Genomic DNA, 18,876 nt, shown 5'->3' on the forward strand with positions numbered 1-18,876 from the left:
AAAGACGAGCGTCACCGTGAAGCGGTGTCATCCGTCGGGGCGGGGGTGGACGGCCATCGAGGCCCGTCATTGCGAGATGGTGGCCCGCCGGGCGTCGGCCTGTCAACAACTTACGGAAACCTTACGGAAATACCGAGCTCGATCATCGCGGCTCTCGGGTGTCCGTAACCGCAGCCTGGACCGCCTGAGACGGCATGATCGTGAGCCGCTGAGATCGCCGATTGACATTGGCAAAACCTAGTCACGGTGGGCATCTCCGAAACTTACGAGATCGATCGAAGCGCTTCGAGGGTGTCTGGGTGTTTTCTTCATTCGCCAAAGGTTGTCGCTGAAAACCTGTTACGGCGAGGCGTCACGGGTCTTGAGCTGCCCTTTCAGAGCCGGCCGGCGCAGGCGGTGTCAATGTCCTTCTTGAGAATTTTGGGAGCGCTCCCGTACGATCCTCGCCAACACGGCCGGAGCCCTTCGGCATTGGCGGCTGTGAATGCACCAGGGTGATCGAGCGCCTGTCTGCGCGGTCGGCTCGACGCACGGACCGCCCGGCACCATCCCGACCCACCGACGGGGCGATGAGGAGCCTTCCGATGGCAGATCGAAGAGCACGCAGACGCGGGATTCTCGGCCCGGCGATCGCCGTCGTGGCGTCGCTGGTGATCGCCGGGACGGCGGTGCTGACCGGCGGGACGGCCTCGGCCGGTCAGAACAGTGCCCTGGCCGCCACGGCCGGGTGCGGGAAGGCCCCGACCCTGCGCGACGGCACCTACACGATTCAGAGCGGCGGCCAGGCTCGCACCTATCAACTCCGGCTGCCCGGCACCTACTCCAGCAGCCGGGCCTATCGGCTCGTGGTCGGCCTGCACTGGCTCAACGGCAGCGCGAACGACGTCGTCGGCAACGACTTCTACGGTCTGCGGCAGAGATCCGCCGACAGCGCGATCTTCGTGGCCCCCCAGGGACTCGACGCCGGCTGGGCCAACACCGGCGGCCGGGACGTCACGCTGGTCGACGACATCCTGCGGGTGGTCGAGAACGACCTGTGCGTCGACCCGTCCCAGCGGTTCGCCCTCGGCTTCAGCTACGGCGGCGCCATGAGCTACGCCCTGGCCTGCGCCCGGCCGACCGTCTTCCGGGCGGTCGCGCCGATCGCCGGGGCCAACCTGAGCGGGTGCTCCTCGGCGTCCCAGCCGGTCGCCTACTTCGGCATCCACGGCATCCGGGACAGTGTCCTGAACATCTCGATGGGGCGGTCGATCCGGGACAGCTTCGTCCGGGCCAACGGCTGCACGGCACAGAACCCGCCCGAACCGGCGCAGGGCAGCGGCGGGCACATCACCACCGCGTACTCGGGCTGCCGGGCCGGCTATCCCGTGCAGTGGGCGGCGTTCGACGGTGACCACGTGCCGCTGCCGGTGGACCGCAACGCGTCGACGTCCTGGATCGGCAGTGAGGTGTGGCAGTTCTTCACCCAGTTCGGCAGCACGGTGCCGCCGTCCAGCCCTACCCCGGGGCCTTCTTCGCCGGGGCCGTCCTCGCCCGGGCCGTCGCCGGGGCCGGCCGGGTGCCGCGTCGCCAGTACCGTGAACGCCTGGAACAACGGCCTGACCGTCAACCTCACCGTCACCAACACGGGCAGCTCGGCCGTCAACGGGTGGACTGTGGCCTTCAGCCTGCGGGCCGGCCAGGCCATCACCGGCGGGTGGAACGCGACCTACTCACCCCGGTCCGGTCAGGTCGCCGCGACCGACGCGGGCTACAACGCGGCGCTGGCGCCGGGCGCCTCGGTCAGCTTCGGCTACCAGGCCACCCACACCGGCGACAGCGGATCGCCGACGGCGTACACACTCAACGGTTCCGCCTGCACCGCTGCGTGAGGGCGTGGACCTCGCGGTCACGATGAGTGTTCAACGAGCAGTCACCGCCGGCTTGTGAAACCGGCGGTGGCTGCTCCTTCCCTCGGTGGGAGCTACCCGGCGGCCCGGATGTCGGCGAGTTTCAAGGGGACGGGGCTGCCGTTTCTCGTCACCGGAGAGGAGCCGGGAGGTCCCGGCCAGGACAGAGTGCCGTCCGCGGCGACCTGCGCGAGGCCCATCGAGCCGATGAGCTGGAAGCCGCCAACCGCCGTTTTCCGGTTCGACTGGGCCAGAACCAGGAATTGCTGGCCGTCAACCTCCGTCGGCGCCTTCAATGTCGCGTCGGAACGCTGGAGAAAGCGCAGCCCCTCATACGTGTATGCGATTCTCTTCGTCTTGTCCTCGCCGTCGCGTTTGCCGCTCTCGTAATAGATCTGAACTCGGGTCAGGCCGGCGTCACCCTTGATGACCTCCCGTACTCGAAACGTGATGCGCCCGTAGATGTCCGGCCCTTCGCCTTCGGCGACGCCCTCGGCGTTGCGATCGACAGGTGCTTCCACGGCCACGTCATCGGTGGCGATCACCGTTCCGACGATCACCGTTCCGGCGATGGCGAGAAGGTCCTCGACCTCGGAAAAGGCGGCTGACGTGCTGTTGACCTCGGAGACCTGGACCGTGTCGTCTCCGAGCATGTACGGGGGCAGATCGTCGCCGACGGCGGAACCGGGTGGCTCCGAGGTTGCGCAGCCGGCCAGCAGTAACGCGGCGCAGGCCAGGGCGAAGGTCTTCGGCATCGCGTCGCCTTTCTCGGGGATACCGCGTACCAGGAAGAGGGCCACCGCTGCCTCCGCCCTTTTTCCGCAAATCAGCATGGGGCCGCGCAGCTTGCTATTCCGTTGGGCATCGATCGTGACTTTCGGGCTCGAGGTGCGCCGTCGGGTGAAGCGCGGATTGCCGGCCGGGAAACGTATGGCGTCAAGCATGGTCACCTCTGGGTGAGCCAATGCGCCGACGGTTGCTCCGGGTTGATGATCACTGCGAAACGCCGTCGCTACCAGGCGTGATGGCCCGTAGGCGGTGGTCCGGAGAGAGGCGACCGACACGGTTTTTCGTCGGCCGGTCCGGGTATGCTGCACTCGCCAGAACGGCGGCCCACCACTGTGGATGGTCGCTGTGGCGCCGGCTTCATCGGCGCGGATGGCAACGGGGGAGGTCGCAGTGCAAAGGCTCGCGGGGCGCTATCGGGTGGGGGAGGTCCTCGGCCAAGGCGGCAGTGCGGTGGTGCATTACGGCTTCGACAGCACCCTGAAACGACCGGTCGCGATCAAGATGTTCGACGTCTCGGCGACCGGCGTCCTGCTCGAGGCCCGGACGGCAGCCGGGCTCAACCATCCGAACATCGCCCAGGTCTACGACTACGGCGAGGTCGTCGACGGCCGGGACCGCACTCCCTACCTGGTCATGGAGTTCGTCGGCGGGGAGACCCTGGCCGACCGGCTCGCCCGCACCGGCGCCCTCCGGTGGCGTCAGGCTGCCGGGATCGGCGCCGAGACCGCGTCCGCGCTGGCCGCCGCGCACGCGCAGGACCTGGTCCACCGCGACGTCAACCCGCGCAACATCATGCTCACCCCGGACGGCGTGAAGGTCCTCGACTTCGGGATCGCCGCCGTCGCCGGGCAGCACCGGGCCGACACGGACGGCGGGCTCTGGGGCAGCCCGGCCCACCTGGCGCCCGAGCAGCTCCGCGGCGAGCCGAGCTTCCCGGCCGCCGACGTCTACGCGCTCGGCCTGCTGCTGTTCGAATGCCTCACCGGTTCGCGGGCCTGGCCGGGCACGGGCCTGGGCGAGATCCTGGGCACCCGTCACGGTCGCCCGGCGCCCCGCCTGCCCCGCGTCTCCGGCCTTCCCCGCGAGATCGTCCATCTCTATGAGGCCTGCACGGCCGAGGACCCCGAGGCCCGCCCGTCGGCGGCCGCCGTGGCCGAAACCCTCCGGCGCGTCGCCGGCCCGGCGCCGCTCACCGGGCCCACCGGCCCGGCGCCGCTCACCCGGCCGGCCCGGTCCGCCCGGTCCCGCCCCGCCCGGCCGGTCGCGCCGACGTCGGCGGTCGCGCCAGGCGTGAGCCCCGCGCCGGCGGTCGCGTCAGGCGTGAGCCCGGCGCCGCACGCGGTGTCGCCGACCCGGCCGGCCTCGCCGCGCCGGTCCCGTCGGCGGGCCACGGTGATGGGGTCGCTCGCGGTCGCCGCGGTGCTCGCCAGCATCGTCGGCCTGCAACTGGCCAACGGCACGGTCACGCCGGGCGGCCGCGAGGCCGAGGCGGCTGTGGAGGGCGTCCAGCCGACGACCACCCCGCCGCGTCCCAGCAGTCCGGCCCCGTCGTCCTCGCCGACCACCGTACGAGTGCAGCAGACCAACGAGACGACGACCGTGTCCGTCCGGAAAAAGGCCAAGGCGCGCACGAGCCCGGCCGGCACGCCCACGACCACGCCGCCCACGCGGAGGCCGACGACCCCGCCGGCCGTCCCGAGCAGCCCGCCGGCGACGTCCTCACCCCCGGCAGAGCCGACGCCGACGCCCACCCCGGACGAGACCGCACCCCCGGTCGAGCCGACCGTCGAGCCGACGGACCCGGAGACGACCGCACCCCCGGAGACCGATCCGCCGGTCACCACCGACCCCGAGACCCCGGGCGACGGCGAGCCCGACGCCTGAGGTTCGGTCGCGGCCGGCGCCAGGCCGCCGCTTCGGCGGACGGCCGCGGTCCGTGCGCGCCCACATCAAGTCCCAGCCGATGTGAGCCCGCGTCGGTTCACACGGCGTAGTCACGATCACCCTGGACGATCCCGGTCGCACCGCCACCATGCTCAACCGGCGGCACTACGACGGGCTCGCTGCCTGCCCCGACGACCTGACCGCACACCTGCACCGACTGCGGGCGTAGTGCTCACGTCGGCGACGCCAAGTCGTTCATCCAGACACTCCTGGACGCCGGCCCCGAGCCTCACGCCATGGCCGACGCCGCCCGTGGCGCCCTCGACGCCGGCCTCGTGATCGCCGGCGCCGGCGCCGGCGTCGCCTCGGTGCTCGCCGCCGGGTTCCCGCCCTGGACCGGCGGCGTCCGGCATTACCTGGTCTCCGCACGCCCACCGGCGTAGTGATGCTCTCCGTTCGAAGAGCGGACGCACTCAGCAGCTAGCTCGTCTGCTGCCAACACTCGCGTCCGGTCCGGTCGGCCACCGGCTCTGCCGGTCTTACGCGAGTCGGTCCTGTGGGCGGTGCCGGGCGTGTGCTCCCGCAGCGCCAACCCCGCCGGTCTCCGCCACGGCCCGGCCTTTCCGATTCGTGGCGGTTCTGCCCGGCGGGGTCCGCCTGTGCCGGCCGCGTCCGCGATCGACGGGTTGCCTCGTCCTGGTCTCGACGAAGCGAGCTCCGGCTTGCCGCACCCCGGGCCGGCGCATCGGGTGACTCGTGCCGCCCGGGGTGTGCGGTCAGGCGCCGGAGGCCGGCCGGGCGGTCACCTCACTGGAGGCGCCAGTTGTTGTCGGCGCTGCCGTTGTCGGGCTCCTGGACCACCTGGGTGCCCCACGTGCTGGAACCGTTGAGGACGGCCAGGACCTTGCCGCTGTTGACGTTCCGGATCCGGTAGGTGCCGTTGCCGTTGTCGACCAGCGTCCACCGGTGGTCGGCGGTGCCGGTGTCGGACCACTGCAGGACCCGGGCGTTGTCGGCCGTCGACATGTTCTCCACGCCGAGCACCTTGCCGCTGTTGGCATTGCGGAACCGGACCGCGGCGCCGTCGGTGACGCGTACCCAGTTGTGGTCGGCTGTTCCGGTGTCGCCCCAGACCACGGCCAGACCTCCGTCGCCGGTGGCCATGTCCTTGATGCCCAGGACGAGTCCGGTGCCGACGTTGACCAGCTTCACCGTGCCGCCGGTGCCGCTGCCGCCGGTGGCCCAGTAGACGGTGTAGTTGAAGCCGTGCGCGTCGTGGAACGGCCCGATGTTCACGGTTGTGCCGTTGGCGGTGGCGGTGAAGGCCAGGTTCGACGAGCTGGTCCGGGTGATCGACGAGACGGTCAGCGATGGGAGCCCGGCCAGGCTGCTGTTGCCGTAGTTGCCGCACAGCACGGCCGGCCCGTAGGTGATGGCCTGCACGTTCGCGTTGTCGTTGGCCGCCAGCATGACCACCCGCATCGGCAGTTTCACCGTCAGCGTGTCGCCGGGAGCCCAGGTGCGGGTGACGGTCGCGTAGCTGCCCGGCGTCGCCGTGACGTTCTGGACCGCGCCGTTGACGCTGATCACCGGGTTCTGCGTCCACGCGGGGATGCGTACCCGGATGCTCCAGGAACCGCTCATGGCCCCGGACAGGGTCAGGGTGGTGGTGTCGCTGACCGGGTAGGTGGTGGACTGCGTGACGGTGATGCCGCGCTGCGACCAGTTGAGCGTCGACGGCACGAACAGGTTCACGGTCAGCGTCGTGCCCGCGAAGAAGTAGATCGAGTCCATCAGCTTGGTGTTCGTCTCGATGCCGGTGCCCTGGCAGCACCAGAACGAGTTGTAGTCGGTCGAGTAGGTCCCGCCGCCCCAGGCCGGGCCGACCCCGCGGCGCCCGCCGGGCCGCAACGGGGTGAAGTAGGTGACGCCGCCGTGGCTGTCGGCCGGGTTCTGCGCGCCGATCAGATGGTTGAGCAAAGCGCGTTCGTAGAAGTCGAAGTAGCCCGCGTTGTTCGGATCGAGCAGCCACAGTTCCCGGGTCAACTTCAGCATGTTGTACGAGTTGCAGTGCTCGCACGTGTCGTTGCTCAGGTAGCCGGCGATGGCGTTCGGGGCGCGGAAGTGCTCGGCCTGGCTGTTGCCGCCGATCGCGTACGTGTGGGCCCGGGTGGTGATGGCCCAGGCGTTGGTGGCGATGTCGCGATACCGGGTGGTGCCGGTCGCCTTGTACTCCCGGGCGGCGCCGATCCACTTGGGCACCTGCGTGTTGGCGTGCGACCCGTTGAGCTGGTCGGAGTTGGCGGCCAGCGGCCCGAACACGGCGGCGTGGTCGAACCGTTGCGCCACGGTCAGCCATCGGGTGTCGCCGGTCTGCTGGTAGATGTCGGCGAGCACCTCGTTCATGCCGCCGAACTCGGTCCCCAGCAGGGCCTGCATCTGGCTCGTGCTCAGCCGGGCCGTACGGGTGTCGACCCAGCCGGCCAGCGCCAGCAGCACGGTGCGGGCCTGGGTGTTGCCGGTGTAGCGCCACACGTCGAGCAGGCCGGCCAGGGTCTTGTGGATGCAGTAGTACGGCACGTTGCCGTTCGACAGGGTGCGGGCCTCGAGCGCGGTGAAGTCCGACTCCGGGAATCCCGACAGGTAGCCCGCGGCGAACCCGGCGGCCGCGTTGTTGGCCTGGCACTTGGCCAGCTCGGCGACCATCTGGTCGGCCTTGGCCCGGCAGGTCGTGTCGCCCAGCACGGCGTAGGCCTGGGCCCACGCGGTGAGGAAGTGGCCCTGCATGTGGGAGCGGAACGGGAACGTGGGGGCGTCCCAGCCGCCGTTGGCGGCGGCGCCGTTGGTCGAGAGCCGGTGATTGGCCCGGAAGACGAGGAGCAGGCGGTCGACGTCGACGAAGCGCAGATAGTTCAGAGTCCGCGTCTGGTTGTCCAGGAACCGGCCGGCGGTCAGCCGCACCTGGCCGAAGTCGAACGAGAACGCCGCCGCGCCGGCGTCCGGGCGGACCGGTGGCACGATGGCGGCGGCGGCCGGGCGCTGGTCGAGGACGGTGGCGCCGGTCGCGGTGACCAGGACCGCGGCGCTGCCGGCCTGCAGCAGACGACGACGGCTCAGGGGCGAGGAAGACATATCGGACAACTCCCGGGGGTGGGGACGGCTCGACGCTGTGATCGTTAACATAGACGAAAACGATTGAGTGGAGGCGGCGAACGGGGGATGCCGGGAATGTTGCCAGAGTATTTCGCTGCCTTCAAGACGCGTTGTCCTGCGCTAGCAGCGGCCAAAAACGCGCCTACGCCGTAACACTTTTCGGGACGGCCGACGGTGAAGGGTGCGCCGCTCGGGTTTCCTGTCGCGATGATCTTCGTGAACGTTCACCAGCGGTCTCCGGCCAAGGCGGTGCCGACGACGACTCCTTGACTTCACTGGGCAGGGCGGTAACATCCACGAAACGTCATGTTAGCGCTCACATGAGGGGTGGATGTCGTGACGCCGCAGTCCCTGGACCTGACCGGCCTCTCCCGGGTCGAGCTGCGGCAGCTGCGCTATTTCGTGACGCTGGCCGAGGAGCTGCACTTCGGGCGGGCCGCCGCCCGTGAGCACATCGTGCAGTCGGCGCTGAGCCAGCAGGTGCAGCGTCTCGAGCGCACGCTGGGCGTGCCGCTGGTCTCGCGCAACACCCGCCGCGTCGAGCTCACCCCGGCCGGCGTCCGGTTCCTGGCCGAGGCCCGGCAGATCCTGGCCCACGTCGAACGCGCGGCGGCCGCCGCCCAGGGCGCCGCCGACACCGGCCCGGTCCTGCGGATCGGCGTGCTCGACGAGGGCTACGCCGCCGTGCGCCCGGTGCTGCAGGACGTCGTGGCCCACCACCCCGACGTGGAGGTGCACGTCATCCACGCCGGGTTGCCGGAACAGCGCCGGGCCCTGATCGACGGCCGCCTGGACATCGGCGTCGGCCGGGCCTCGGACGTGCCGCCGGAGATCACCACCGAGGTGTTCCGGCTCGACGCCCTGGGTGTCCTCGTGCCGGAGGGACACCGGCTCGGCCGCCTCGCCGCCGTGCCGGTGGCCCAGCTCGCCGCCGAGTGCCTGCTGCTGCCCGACGAGACGCAGGCGCCCGAGTTCCGGCGTTTCCTGACCGAGCTGTGCCGTTCCTCGGGCTTCTTTCCCGACCGCTTCCGCGGCAGCGTGCAGGGGCTGCACGCGGGCGCCGACCTCGTGGCCGACGGCCGGTGCGTGATGGTGACGCCGGAATCGGTGATGCCGGTGGCCGGCCTGCGCTGGCGTCCGCTGGCGCAGCCCACCCCGCGCTACCCGTGGTCGTTGCTGTGGCCGGCCCGCGACGCCCCGGCCCCCGTCGGCGTCCTCGTCGACGCCGCCCGCCGGCTGAGCCGCCGCCAAGGCTGGATCACGGCCGAGACCGGCCTGGCCAGCTGAGCCGGCACTGACGCGGCCGGCGGAACAGGCGCGGCCGGCGGAACAGGCGCGGCCGGCGGAACAGGCGCGGCCGGTGGAACAGACGGAGCCGGTGGACCTGACGCAGCCGGTGGACCTGACGCGGCCGGCGGAACAGGCGCGGCCGGGGGAACAGGCGCGGCCGGGGGAACAGGCGCGGCCGGCTGAGCCGCCTGGGCAGCCATGCCCGGCTCAGCCGCCGCGGCCGGCCGGCTAACTCGTCAGGCGGATCAGGTTCCAGGACAGCGGCGGCAGCACCACCTGCAGGCGGCCGCCGTCGAGCTTGGGGTCGGCGAGCCGGCGCGGGGTCACGCGGTCCGGGTTGTCCCGGTCGTTGACCGCCTCCGGGTCGTCGTCGGCCAGGGCGAGGTGTTCGCCGGTGGTGAGGTGGGGGAGCGAGCGCACGTCCACGTCGACGGCCATCTGCTCGTGCTGGTCACGGTTGACCGCGAACAGCGCCAGCCCCTGGTCGTCGTCCTGCAGCACAGCCACCGCGTCCAGCAGCGGCACCTCGCCGTGCGCCGCCGTCTCGTGCGAGGGCGACTGCGTCTCGAGCCGCAGCACGGTGCCCCGGCCGTAGCGCGACGTCAGGGCGTACGGGTGATAGATGGTCTGCCGCCAGGCCGGACCGCCCTTGGCCGTCATGATCGGCGCGATCACGTTGACCAGCTGGGCCTGGCAGCCGATTTTCACCCGGTCGGCGTGCCGCAACAGGCTGATCAGCAGGTTGCCGACGACGACCGCGTCGGTGACCGAGTAGACGTCCTCGATGAGCGCCGGCGCCTCGCTGATCGGCAGGTTCTCCTCGCCGGCGAACCGGCTCTGATACCAGACGTTCCACTCGTCGTACGCGATGGTCAGCCGTTTGCTGTGCCGGCCGACCGCCCGGACGTGGTCGGCCGTGGCCACGACCGCCTCGATGAACTGGTCGGTGTCGACCGCCGAGGCCAGGAAGCTGTCCCGGTCGTCGCCGTGCTGCTGGTAGTAGCTGTGCATGGAGATGTGGTCGACCGTGTCGTACGCCTCGGTGAGCGCGATCCGTTCCCAGGTGCCGAAGGTCGGCATCTTGCTGCCCGAACTGCCCGAGATCACCAGTTCGATGCCGGGGTCGACCAGCCGCATGGCCTTGCCGGCCTCGGCGGCGAGCCGGCCGTAGTCGAAGGCGGTCTTGTGGCCGATCTGCCACGGCCCGTCCATCTCATTGCCCAGACACCACACCTTGATCCCGTACGGGTCGGTCGCCCCGTTGGCCCGCCGCCGGTCTGACCAGGCCGTGCCCGACGGGTGGTTGCAGTACTCCACGAAGGCCCGCGCCTCGTCGATGCCCCGGGTGCCCAGGTTGACCGCCATCATGGTCTCGGCGCCGACCTGGCCGGCCCACCGCTGGAACTCGTCCACCCCGACCTGGTTGGCCTCGATCGAGCGCCAGGCCAGGTCGATGCGGGTCGGCCGGTCGGCGGCCGGGCCGATGCCGTCCTCCCAGTTGTACGCGGAGACGAAGTTGCCACCCGGATACCGCACGATCGGCACGTCGATGCCGCGGACCAGCTCGACCACGTCCTGCCGGAAGCCGTCCGCGTCGGCCGTCGGGTGTCCCGGCTCGTAGATGCCGGTGTAGACGCAGCGGCCGAGGTGTTCCACGAAGGAGCCGTACAGCCGTGGATCCACGGCGCCGATGCGGAACGCGGGGTCGACGATCAGTGATGCGGAATGCACGGAGTTCAGCCTTTCAGTCCGGTGCCGGCGATGCCTTCGACGATGTGACGCTGGAACAACAGGAACACGGCGACGAGCGGGATGGCGCCCAGCACGGCCGAGGCCATGGTGTCGGCGTACCGGATGCCGAAGGCTCCCTGCACGGTGGCCAGCCCGACTGGCATGGTCATCAGGTCGGGGTTGGTCAGCACGAGCAGCGGCCACAGCAACTCGTTCCACGAGGTGACGAACGTGAAGATGGCCACCGCGGCCACGGCCGGCCGGGCCAGCGGCATCACCACCCGGCGGTAGATGCGGAACCAGCCGGCCCCGTCGATGCGCGCGGCCTCCTCGAGATCGCGGGGCAACCCGTCGAAGAACTGCTTGAAGATGAAGATCGCCACGGCGGTCGGGATCTGCGGCAGGCTCACCGCCCAGTACGTGTTGAGCAGCCCCAGCGCGTCCATCTCGCGGAACTGGGGCACGATCAGCACCTGTCCGGGGATCATGATGCCGGCCAGGATGGCCCAGAAGACGACGTTGCGGTAGCGGAACCGCATGCGGGACAGGGCGAAGGCGGCCAGGCTGGCCGTGATGACGGTGCCCACCGCGGTCAGCGTGGAGGTGATCAGGCTGGCGCCGAACCAGTTGAGGATCGGCATGTCCGACAGCACCCGCCCGAACGCGGCGAAGGTCGGGTCGTCGATCAGCCAGCTGGCCCGGGTCGTCTCGGCGTTCGGCTTGAGCGCGGTGTCCACGGCCCAGGCCAGCGGCACCAGCCACAGCAGGGCGAAGGCGATCAGCACGCCGAAGCAGATCCGGTTGAACAGCCGGTGCCTCTGGTCGATCTTGGCCTGGGTGACGCCGCGGTCGGTCCGGGCGGTGTCCGCGTCCGGCGGGGCGAGAATCGAGCTGGCCATGGTCAGACCTCCTTCTCCTGGCGTCGGACGATCGAGAACCACACAGCCGAGACCGCGAGCACGACGAGGAAGAACAGCATCGAGATGGCCGCGGCGTAACCGAGCCGGAAGTTGGTGAAGCCCTGGTCGTAGACGTATTGCAGGACCGAGCGGGTGGCGAAGTCGGGACCGCCGTTGGTGATCAGGTACATCTGGTCGAAGACCTTGAGCGACGCGATCACCTGCAGAACGGCCACCAGCGTCGTGGTGCGGCCGAGCATCGGGATGGTGATGCGCCGGATCTGCTGCCAGGGGCCGGCGCCGTCGATCGCCGACGCCTCGTACAGCTCCCGGGGGATCTCCTGCAGACCGGCCAGATAGAGGATGAAGTTGAAGCCGAGCGTCCACCAGATCGTGGTGATCGCCAGCGACGGCATGGCCCAGGCCGGGTCGCCCAGCCAGGCCGGCGAGCTGAGGCCGACCGTGTTCAGCCCGGCCTCGATCAGGCCGAGCTCGGGGGTGTACATGAAGATCCAGATCAGCGCGATCACGGCCGACGGCAGGATGAACGGGGCGAAGAAGGCCAGCCGGAAGAACCACCGGCCACGCCCCACCCGGTCGGCCAGCAGCGCGAAGACGAAGGCCAGCACGATCAGCGGCGGCGTGGTCAGGATCGTGAACCACAAGGTGTGCCACAGCGACGACCAGAAGTCCGGGTCCTGCAGGGCCTCGGCGTAGTTGCCGAAACCGGCGAAGCTGCCCAGCCCGGGCCGCACCAGGCTGGCGTCGAAGAAGCTCATGATCAGGCCGTAGACGGCCGGCCCGGCGATGAAGGCGAGGTAGAGGATGGCGAACGGCAGCAGGAAGGCGGCCGCCGGGCGCCCCTGCCCGGGCGCCGGGGGTGTGGGGGTGCTCGGCGGCGGCGCCGGCCGGGCGGGTGGGGTGACGGTCTCGGTGGACACCGGCGGCCTCCTCGACTCAGATCGGTGATGGCGTGTTCAGATCGGTGACGGCGTACGAGCCAGATCACTCAGCGCCGATCGCATCCGGGCCAGGGCCGCGGCCGGGGTGGACTGACCGGTGATGACCGCGCCGATGCTCGACCCGGTGACGATCTCGAAGCTCGACCCGGAGCCGGAGTACCAGCCCTCGGCGTCGTAGGCGGCCGCCTCGGCCGCGGCGGCGTAGTTGGACTGCGGCTTCAGGTCACGGAACTCGGGGGTCTCGAGGAACGGCCGGTAGCTCGGCACATGGCCGCCTTCGGCCCAGGTCTTGCTCTGGTTCAGCATCGAGGCCACGAACTCGAGCGCCCGGTCGAGGCGTTCCGGGCTGTCGTCCGGGTGCCGCGGCAGCACGAACGTGTGCGAGTCGGCCTGCACGGCGTACGGGCCCTCGCGGTAGAGGTGCGGGAAGAGGGTCATGGAGAACGGCATCTTGGCCGTCTGGAACGTCGAGATCTCCCACTCACCCTGGAAGTAGAACCCGGCCTGTCCCTCGGCGAACTGCGCGATCGAGCCCTGGTAGTCGGCCGTCGCGGGGAACAGGCCGTCGGCGGTCAGGCTGCGCAGGAACGTGAGCACCTCGGTCGCCTTGGCGTCGTCGAGGACGACCTCGCGGCCCTGGTCGGCGATCACCTGCCCGCCGAGCTGGGAGTAGAGCGACTGGAACATCCGCCAGGGGGTCGAGGTCTCGCTGATCGAGGCCACCACCCCGCCGTACGCCCCGGTGACCTGCTTGGCCCGGCGCATCGCGTCGGTGAAGGCCTCCGGGCTGTCCAGCGGGGTCAGGTTGCCGTCGTCGCCGAGCAGGCCCGCTTTTTCGCAGACGTCGGTGTTGTAGAACATGACGAACGGGTGGGTGTCCAGCGGGATGCTGTAGGCGCGGCCGTCGACGAGCCCGGCCTCCCACGTCCGCGGGGTGAACTGGTCGGTCCCGAGGCCGTGCCGGGCCAGCGCGGCCGGGTCGAGCTCCTGCAGCAGGCCGGCCTCGACCATGTTCTTCATGCGGGTGAGATGCGCGATCGCCACGTCCGGGGGCTTGTCGCCGACCGTCGCCAGCGACAGCTTGGTGTAGTAGGGGTTGCCCCAGGCGAGGGTGGTGGCGCTCAGCGCGACCTCGGGGTGGTCGCGCCGATAGGTGTCGAGCATCTGCTGCATCCGGGTGCCGTCGCCGCCGCCGAACAGATTCCAGTAGTCCAGCGAGCCGGCCGTCTCCCGCGAGGTGGTCAGACCACTCAGCACGTCGCTGGAACACCCGGCCAGGGCGCCGGCGCCGACCGCGGCGGCGAGCCCGCGCAGGACGCCACGGCGGCTCAACCCGGTGCGCCGGGTGCTGGGCACGTCCATGTCCATGTCCCTCCTGACGGTGCGCAGCCTGACGGCGTACGACATCCGCGCCGCAGGAAGGCTTTTCGGTGGGCCGGGTTCAGCCTGTCGCCGAGCCGGGACGCCGGGCAATGCCTCGGCTTTCGCAAAGTCAGATGAACCTGTCGCGGAATGCGAAAAGTCTCCGTCCGCTATGCGCCGAGCTGCAGAGTCGCCCGGGCCGGGCCGGATGCGGTGATGGCGAAGGACTTCGTCTGGCCGCCGCTGTGCAGCTGGTAGTCGCCGAGGAACCCGCTCACCATGACCCGTCCGGCGTCGTCCGTCCGCATCGTGGTCGGCGGAAGCCACCACTCCCGCTTCACCAGATCCCGGAGCGCGTCGTACGCGGGTTTGGGCGTGCCGTCGGCGCGGACCAGGCCGGAGGGGGCGCCGAGCCACGCGCCGTCGTCGGTCAGTCCCCAGTAGGTGACCGCCTGGACCGCGGGGTGCGAGAGCAGCGTCCGGTAGTGCCGTGCGATCTCGTCGGCCTGTCGTTGCTCGCCGGCCGGGGTGGAGGGCCACGTCGCGGGCTGATAGTCGTTGAGATCCTCGATCTCCGGCGGCATGAGGCGGCCGGACACCAGGGTGGTTTCCGTCAAGTGCAGCGGGAGCCCGAAGCGGGCGAACCGCTCGAGGGTCGCCAGCGTCTTCTCCTCGCCCCAATAGCCCTGGTGCATATGGCTCTGCAGGCCGAGCGCGTCGACCTGGACGCCGGCCTCGAGGACGCTCTCGATGAGGGACTCGTAGGCCGCGGACATGTCGAAGTCGTTGAGCACCAGGGTCGCCGACGGGTCGGTCGCGCGGGCCTCGGAGAACGCGAGCCGGACGGTCGCGACCCGGCCCCGTTCGGCGGCCAGCCGGGTGATCGCGTTGCGCTGCTGCTCGTTGCTGAAGACCGGCATGATGACGGCCTCGTTGATCGCGTCCCAGGCATCGATGACATCGGCGAAATCGGTTACCTCACGCCGGATCCGGGCCCGGACCGCCGCCTCGACCTCCTCCGTCGGGAGGTCGCGCAGCCAGTCGGGGGCGAGGGTGTGCCAGACCAGCGGGTGCCCCTTCACCCGGCAGCCGCGGTCGGCGAACCACGTCGCCGCCCGGTGCAGCCGCCCGGTGTCGGGCCGGCCGCGGCGGGGCTCGAAGGGTCCCCAGTAGAACGGCAGCGTCGCGGTGTTGAAGACGTCGAAGAACAGCTCGGCGAGCTGTGCGGCGCCGGTGGGGGAGGCGCCGCCGGACGCGCTGGGCGGCGGGCCGGTCTCCTCGTCGGCCACCGCGATGAAGTCGAAACCGATGCAGCCGAACCCGAAGGCGTGGGCGCGCTGTTCCACCGTGACGGGCCGGCCGGCCAGCGGCTGTCCGTCGGCGTCGAGCGCGGTGATGAGGACTTCGCCCCGGCGATGACCTGGTTGGACGGTGGTCACGGCGGCTCTCCTGTCGTCTACGGCCAACGCAACTTCCGGCTGTTGCCGTGAGTTTCGGTCTCACGCGCGCCTCGAACCGTCGCGTCGGGCGGATGATCGTCGTCGAGATTCGTCCCGTTCGTGGCCCGGGATTCCGGACACTGTCGCACGGGCCGGTATGAAACTGTTACCTCCAGTCACTGCCTCGTTCGAAGAGAAATCTTGACATGCACATGCATCTCTTCCTAGCTTGAGCGTCATATTCCGGAAACACTCCGAAACTTTCAGTCCGAGGAGTGCACTTCATGGCCTTGAAAAAAACCTTCGCAGTGGCTGCCGTGATGGCGTTGAGCACGATGAGCGTGGCCGCCTGCAGCGGCGATGACGACGGCGGCAGCGGTGACAGCTCGGGCGGCAACGTCTCGATGGAGCTGTGGCAGAACGCCACGACCGGTCCCGGCAAGGCGTTCTGGGAGAAGGCGGTCGCCGACTTCCAGACGGCCAACCCGACCGTCAAGATCAAGATTCAGTCGATCCAGAACGAGGATATGGACGGCAAGCTGCAGACCGCCCTGAACTCGGGCTCGGCGCCCGACATCTTCCTGCAGCGAGGCGGCGGCAAGATGGCCGCGATGGTCGAGGCCGGCCAGCTCAAGGACATCACCGCCGACATCACCGCCGAGACCAAGCAGGCGGTGGGCGACGCCGCGCTGCAGACCGCGCAGGTCGACGGCAAGTCGTACGCCGTACCGGTCTCGATCCTTCCCGGCGGTTTCTGGTACAGCAAGGACTCGTTCGAGAAGGCCAGTGTCACGGCGACGCCGACGACCATCGACGAGCTCACCAGCGCGGCGGCCAAGCTCAAGGCCAACGGGACGCCGATCGCGCTCGGCGCCAAGGACGCGTGGCCGGCCGCCCACTGGTACTACTTCTTCGCGCTGCGGTCCTGCAGCCCGGCCGCCCTCGACGCCGCGGCCAAGGACAAGACCTTCACCGACCCGTGCTGGACCAAGGCCGGGCAGGACCTCAAGACCTTCGCCGACACCAAGCCGTTCAACGACGGCTTCCTGACCACCTCGGCCCAGCAGGGCGCCGGAAGCTCGGCCGGCCTACTGGCCAACCGCAAGGCGAGCATGGAGCTCATGGGCGCCTGGGACCCGGGCGTGATCGCCTCGCTGACCAAGGACACCAAGCCGCTGCCCGACCTCGGCTTCTTCCCGTTCCCGGCGGTGCCGGGCGGGCAGGGCGACGCCGCCGCGATCATGGGCGGCGCGGACGGCTACTCGTGCGCGGCCGACGCGCCCAAGGAGTGCGCCGACTTCCTCAACTACCTGTTGACCAAGGACGTGCAGGAGGCCTACTACAAGGCGTTCAACTCGCTGCCGGTCAGCAAGCAGGCGCAGGGAGCCGTCACCGAGGACTACCTCAAGGCCGTTCTCGACGCCTACAACAAGGCCCCGTACGTCTCCCAGTGGCTCGACACCGTGTACGGCCAGAACGTGGGCAACGCGCTGAACGTCGGTGTGGTCAACCTGCTCGCCGGCAAGGGCGACGTCGCCGGGATCGTCAAGGCCGTGAACGACGCAGCCAAGAAGGGCTGAAGGTAGCCAGACGATGAGCGGCAACTTCGGTGGCACCAGCTCCGCGGTCACTGAGGAAGCGCCCGGCACCCGGGTGCGCAACGGGAGTGGCGTGTCCGCGTCGCCCCCGTTGCGTCCCCGCCGGCGCGGAATCGGTTGGGCTCAGCGGCTGGAGATCGCGGCGCTGTCCGGCCCGGCGATCCTCATGTTCCTCGGCTTCGTGATCTTCCCGGTCCTGATGGCCGCGTACTACGGCTTCTACCGGTGGAAGGGCTTCGGGGTACCGACCAATTTCGTCGGCCTCGACAACTACGTCACCATCCTGCAGGACAGCGCGTTCCTCGAGGCGTTGTGGCACAACGGCGTGATCGTCGTGCTGTCGCTCGTCCTGCAGGGCCCGATCGCGCTCGGCCTCGCTTTGCTGCTCAACAAGAGAATGCGCGGGCAGTCGGTCATCCGGGTGCTCATCTTCGTCCCGTACGTGATCTCCGAGGTCATCGTCGGGACGGCGTGGAGCCTCATTCTCCAAACCAACGGCGCCGTCAACGACGTCCTGCGGTCGATCGGTCTGGGCTGGGTGGCCGAGGACTGGCTGGCCAACCCGAAGCTGGCCATCTGGACCCTGATGCTGATCCTGACCTGGAAGTACATCGGGTTCGCGGTGATCCTGTTCCTGGCCGGCATGCAGAACATCCCCGAGGAGCTGTCCGAGGCGGCCGCCGTGGACGGCGCCTCCTACTGGCAGACCCAGCGGCGGATCACCCTGCCGTTGCTCGCGCCCACGATCCGGATCTGGGCGTTCCTGTCGATCATCGGCGCGCTGCAGTTGTTCGACCTCGTCTACATCATCTGGGGCCAGTACGTCGCGTCGACCGCCGGCACCTCGACGATGGCGACGTACATGGTCACCGAGGGCCGCAACGCGGGCAACTACGGCTACGGCAACGCGGTCGCGGTGGTGCTGTTCGTCATCTCCCTGTTCATCGCGCTGCTGTATCAGCGCTTCGTTCTGCGCCGGGACACCGAGGGCGCGCTCACCGAAGGACGGTAGGACATGGCCAGAACGGCTCCGGCCGGGCGCCGGCCGAGAGACAGCGGCTGGAGCAACCCGACCGTCTACGTCGCCGCCCTGCTGCTGGTCGGCCTGATGCTCGGACCCGTGCTCTACATCATCATCGGCGGGTTCCGGACCAACTCGCAGATCACCACCGACCCGGCCGGGCTGCCCGACCCGTGGGAGTTCGGCAACTACACCGACGTCCTGGCCAGCGGCACGTTCTGGCGCCAGGTCGGCAACTCGACGATCGTCGCCCTCGTCACGACCATCGGGGTCGTCGGTCTGGGGGTCATGGCGAGCTACGTCCTGGCCCGCTACCGGTTCCGCGGCCGCGGAGCTATGTACGCGTTGTTCGCCGCCGGCCTGATGTTCCCGGCCACCGTGGCCATCACGCCGCTGTACATCCTGATCAAGAACCTGGGCCTGGTGAACACCCTGCCCGGGGTGATCCTCCCGCAGATCGCCTTCGGGCTGCCCACGACGGTCATCATCCTGGTCCCGTTCCTGCGGGCCATCCCCAAAGAGATCGAGGAGGCCGCGGCCATCGACCGCTGCAGCCGGCTCGGCTTCTTCTGGCGGATGGTGCTGCCGCTCTCGGTGCCGGGACTGATCACCACCGGGATCCTCGCGTTCATCGGCAGCTGGAACAGTTACCTGCTGCCGTTGTTCATCCTCAACAACCAGGACACCTTCACCCTGCCGCTGGGAGTGCAGGCCTTCGCCTCCCAGTACTCGGTCGACACGGCGAAGGTGCTCGCGTTCACGTCGCTGTCGATGATCCCGGCGCTGGTCTTCTTCAGCCTGTTCGAACGTCGCATCGTCGGCGGGCTGACCGGGGCGGTCAAGGGGTGACCACGGGAGC

14 protein-coding genes are annotated in these 18,876 nt (G+C 69.8%); 7 read left to right on the top strand and 7 right to left on the bottom strand.

Translation table 11 applies throughout. The features are described from left to right. Positions 1 to 584: 584 nt before the first annotated feature. Positions 585 to 1,871 carry a cellulose binding domain-containing protein gene (locus tag HJC40_RS04635; protein WP_249998426.1) on the top strand — a complete coding sequence of 429 codons (1,287 nt, stop codon included), beginning with the start codon at positions 585 to 587 and terminating at the stop codon, positions 1,869 to 1,871. A 92-nt stretch (positions 1,872 to 1,963) separates the two neighbouring features. On the opposite strand, the gene HJC40_RS04640 is transcribed toward HJC40_RS04635, so the two are convergent. After that, positions 1,964 to 2,833: a hypothetical protein gene (locus tag HJC40_RS04640; protein WP_249998428.1), complete on the bottom strand. Its 870-nt coding sequence runs from the start codon at positions 2,831 to 2,833 to the stop codon at positions 1,964 to 1,966. Positions 2,834 to 3,068: 235 nt separating this feature from the next. Between HJC40_RS04640 and HJC40_RS04645 the strand changes: the two genes are divergently transcribed. Then, entirely contained in the window at positions 3,069 to 4,562 is a 1,494-nt protein-coding gene (locus HJC40_RS04645) for a serine/threonine protein kinase (protein ID WP_249998429.1), read from the top strand. Between the two features lie 296 nt (positions 4,563 to 4,858). Further along, positions 4,859 to 5,005, top strand: coding sequence for a hypothetical protein (locus HJC40_RS04650; protein WP_249998430.1), 147 nt, complete (start codon positions 4,859 to 4,861; stop codon positions 5,003 to 5,005). Between the two features lie 364 nt (positions 5,006 to 5,369). Here the strand turns inward: HJC40_RS04650 and HJC40_RS04655 are convergent, their stop codons facing one another. Beyond that, a complete protein-coding gene (locus HJC40_RS04655) occupies positions 5,370 to 7,694 on the bottom strand; it encodes a beta-L-arabinofuranosidase domain-containing protein (RefSeq protein ID WP_249998432.1) in 2,325 nt (774 codons plus the stop codon). 357 nt (positions 7,695 to 8,051) lie between these two features. Here HJC40_RS04655 and HJC40_RS04660 point away from each other — a divergent pair, with 357 nt between their 5' ends. Next, the gene (locus tag HJC40_RS04660; protein ID WP_249998433.1) at positions 8,052 to 9,002 is read left to right on the top strand and encodes a LysR family transcriptional regulator; all 951 of its coding nucleotides are present in this window, start codon (positions 8,052 to 8,054) and stop codon (positions 9,000 to 9,002) included. Positions 9,003 to 9,233: 231 nt separating this feature from the next. On the opposite strand, the gene HJC40_RS04665 is transcribed toward HJC40_RS04660, so the two are convergent. From HJC40_RS04665 to HJC40_RS04685, 5 genes are all read right to left on the bottom strand, one after another. Further along, complete coding sequence (locus HJC40_RS04665; RefSeq protein ID WP_249998435.1) at positions 9,234 to 10,736, bottom strand: alpha-N-arabinofuranosidase; 1,503 nt, start codon at positions 10,734 to 10,736, stop codon at positions 9,234 to 9,236. 5 nt (positions 10,737 to 10,741) lie between these two features. After that, positions 10,742 to 11,635 carry a carbohydrate ABC transporter permease gene (locus HJC40_RS04670; RefSeq protein WP_249998436.1) on the bottom strand — a complete coding sequence of 298 codons (894 nt, stop codon included), beginning with the start codon at positions 11,633 to 11,635 and terminating at the stop codon, positions 10,742 to 10,744. Between the two features lie 2 nt (positions 11,636 to 11,637). Continuing rightward, positions 11,638 to 12,576 (bottom strand): carbohydrate ABC transporter permease, encoded by a 939-nt coding sequence (locus HJC40_RS04675; RefSeq protein ID WP_249998438.1) that lies wholly within the window; start codon positions 12,574 to 12,576, stop codon positions 11,638 to 11,640. 36 nt (positions 12,577 to 12,612) lie between these two features. Beyond that, entirely contained in the window at positions 12,613 to 13,965 is a 1,353-nt protein-coding gene (locus tag HJC40_RS04680; protein ID WP_249998439.1) for an extracellular solute-binding protein, read from the bottom strand. Positions 13,966 to 14,129: 164 nt separating this feature from the next. Further along, complete coding sequence (locus HJC40_RS04685; RefSeq protein WP_249998442.1) at positions 14,130 to 15,398, bottom strand: endo-1,4-beta-xylanase; 1,269 nt, start codon at positions 15,396 to 15,398, stop codon at positions 14,130 to 14,132. 284 nt (positions 15,399 to 15,682) lie between these two features. Here HJC40_RS04685 and HJC40_RS04690 point away from each other — a divergent pair, with 284 nt between their 5' ends. The 3 genes from HJC40_RS04690 to HJC40_RS04700 are packed head-to-tail and all read left to right on the top strand — an operon-like array spanning position 15,683 to position 18,866. Continuing rightward, on the top strand, positions 15,683 to 16,978 hold the full coding sequence (locus HJC40_RS04690; RefSeq protein WP_249998443.1) for an ABC transporter substrate-binding protein: 1,296 nt from the start codon (positions 15,683 to 15,685) through the stop codon (positions 16,976 to 16,978). Between the two features lie 13 nt (positions 16,979 to 16,991). Next, positions 16,992 to 18,008, top strand: coding sequence for a carbohydrate ABC transporter permease (locus tag HJC40_RS04695; protein WP_249998445.1), 1,017 nt, complete (start codon positions 16,992 to 16,994; stop codon positions 18,006 to 18,008). A gap of 3 nt (positions 18,009 to 18,011) precedes the next feature. Next, positions 18,012 to 18,866, top strand: a complete 855-nt coding sequence (locus HJC40_RS04700) for a carbohydrate ABC transporter permease (protein ID WP_249998446.1) — start codon at positions 18,012 to 18,014, stop codon at positions 18,864 to 18,866. The last annotated feature ends 10 nt before the right edge of the window (positions 18,867 to 18,876 follow it).

Source organism: Actinoplanes sp. M2I2, assembly GCF_023544445.1.
Taxonomy (GTDB): domain Bacteria; phylum Actinomycetota; class Actinomycetes; order Mycobacteriales; family Micromonosporaceae; genus Actinoplanes.

Excerpts from the sequence above, each read along its gene's own strand:
- HJC40_RS04655 (WP_249998432.1), bottom strand. The coding sequence starts at position 7,694 with ATGTCTTCCTCGCCCCTGAGCCGTCGTCGTCTGCTGCAGGCCGGCAGC.
- HJC40_RS04690 (WP_249998443.1), top strand. The coding sequence starts at position 15,683 with ATGGCCTTGAAAAAAACCTTCGCAGTGGCTGCCGTGATGGCGTTGAGC.
- HJC40_RS04700 (WP_249998446.1), top strand. The coding sequence starts at position 18,012 with ATGGCCAGAACGGCTCCGGCCGGGCGCCGGCCGAGAGACAGCGGCTGG.
- HJC40_RS04640 (WP_249998428.1), bottom strand. The coding sequence starts at position 2,833 with ATGCTTGACGCCATACGTTTCCCGGCCGGCAATCCGCGCTTCACCCGA.
- HJC40_RS04670 (WP_249998436.1), bottom strand. The coding sequence starts at position 11,635 with ATGGCCAGCTCGATTCTCGCCCCGCCGGACGCGGACACCGCCCGGACC.
- HJC40_RS04635 (WP_249998426.1), top strand. The coding sequence starts at position 585 with ATGGCAGATCGAAGAGCACGCAGACGCGGGATTCTCGGCCCGGCGATC.
- HJC40_RS04680 (WP_249998439.1), bottom strand. The coding sequence starts at position 13,965 with ATGGACATGGACGTGCCCAGCACCCGGCGCACCGGGTTGAGCCGCCGT.
- HJC40_RS04650 (WP_249998430.1), top strand. The coding sequence starts at position 4,859 with ATGGCCGACGCCGCCCGTGGCGCCCTCGACGCCGGCCTCGTGATCGCC.
- HJC40_RS04695 (WP_249998445.1), top strand. The coding sequence starts at position 16,992 with ATGAGCGGCAACTTCGGTGGCACCAGCTCCGCGGTCACTGAGGAAGCG.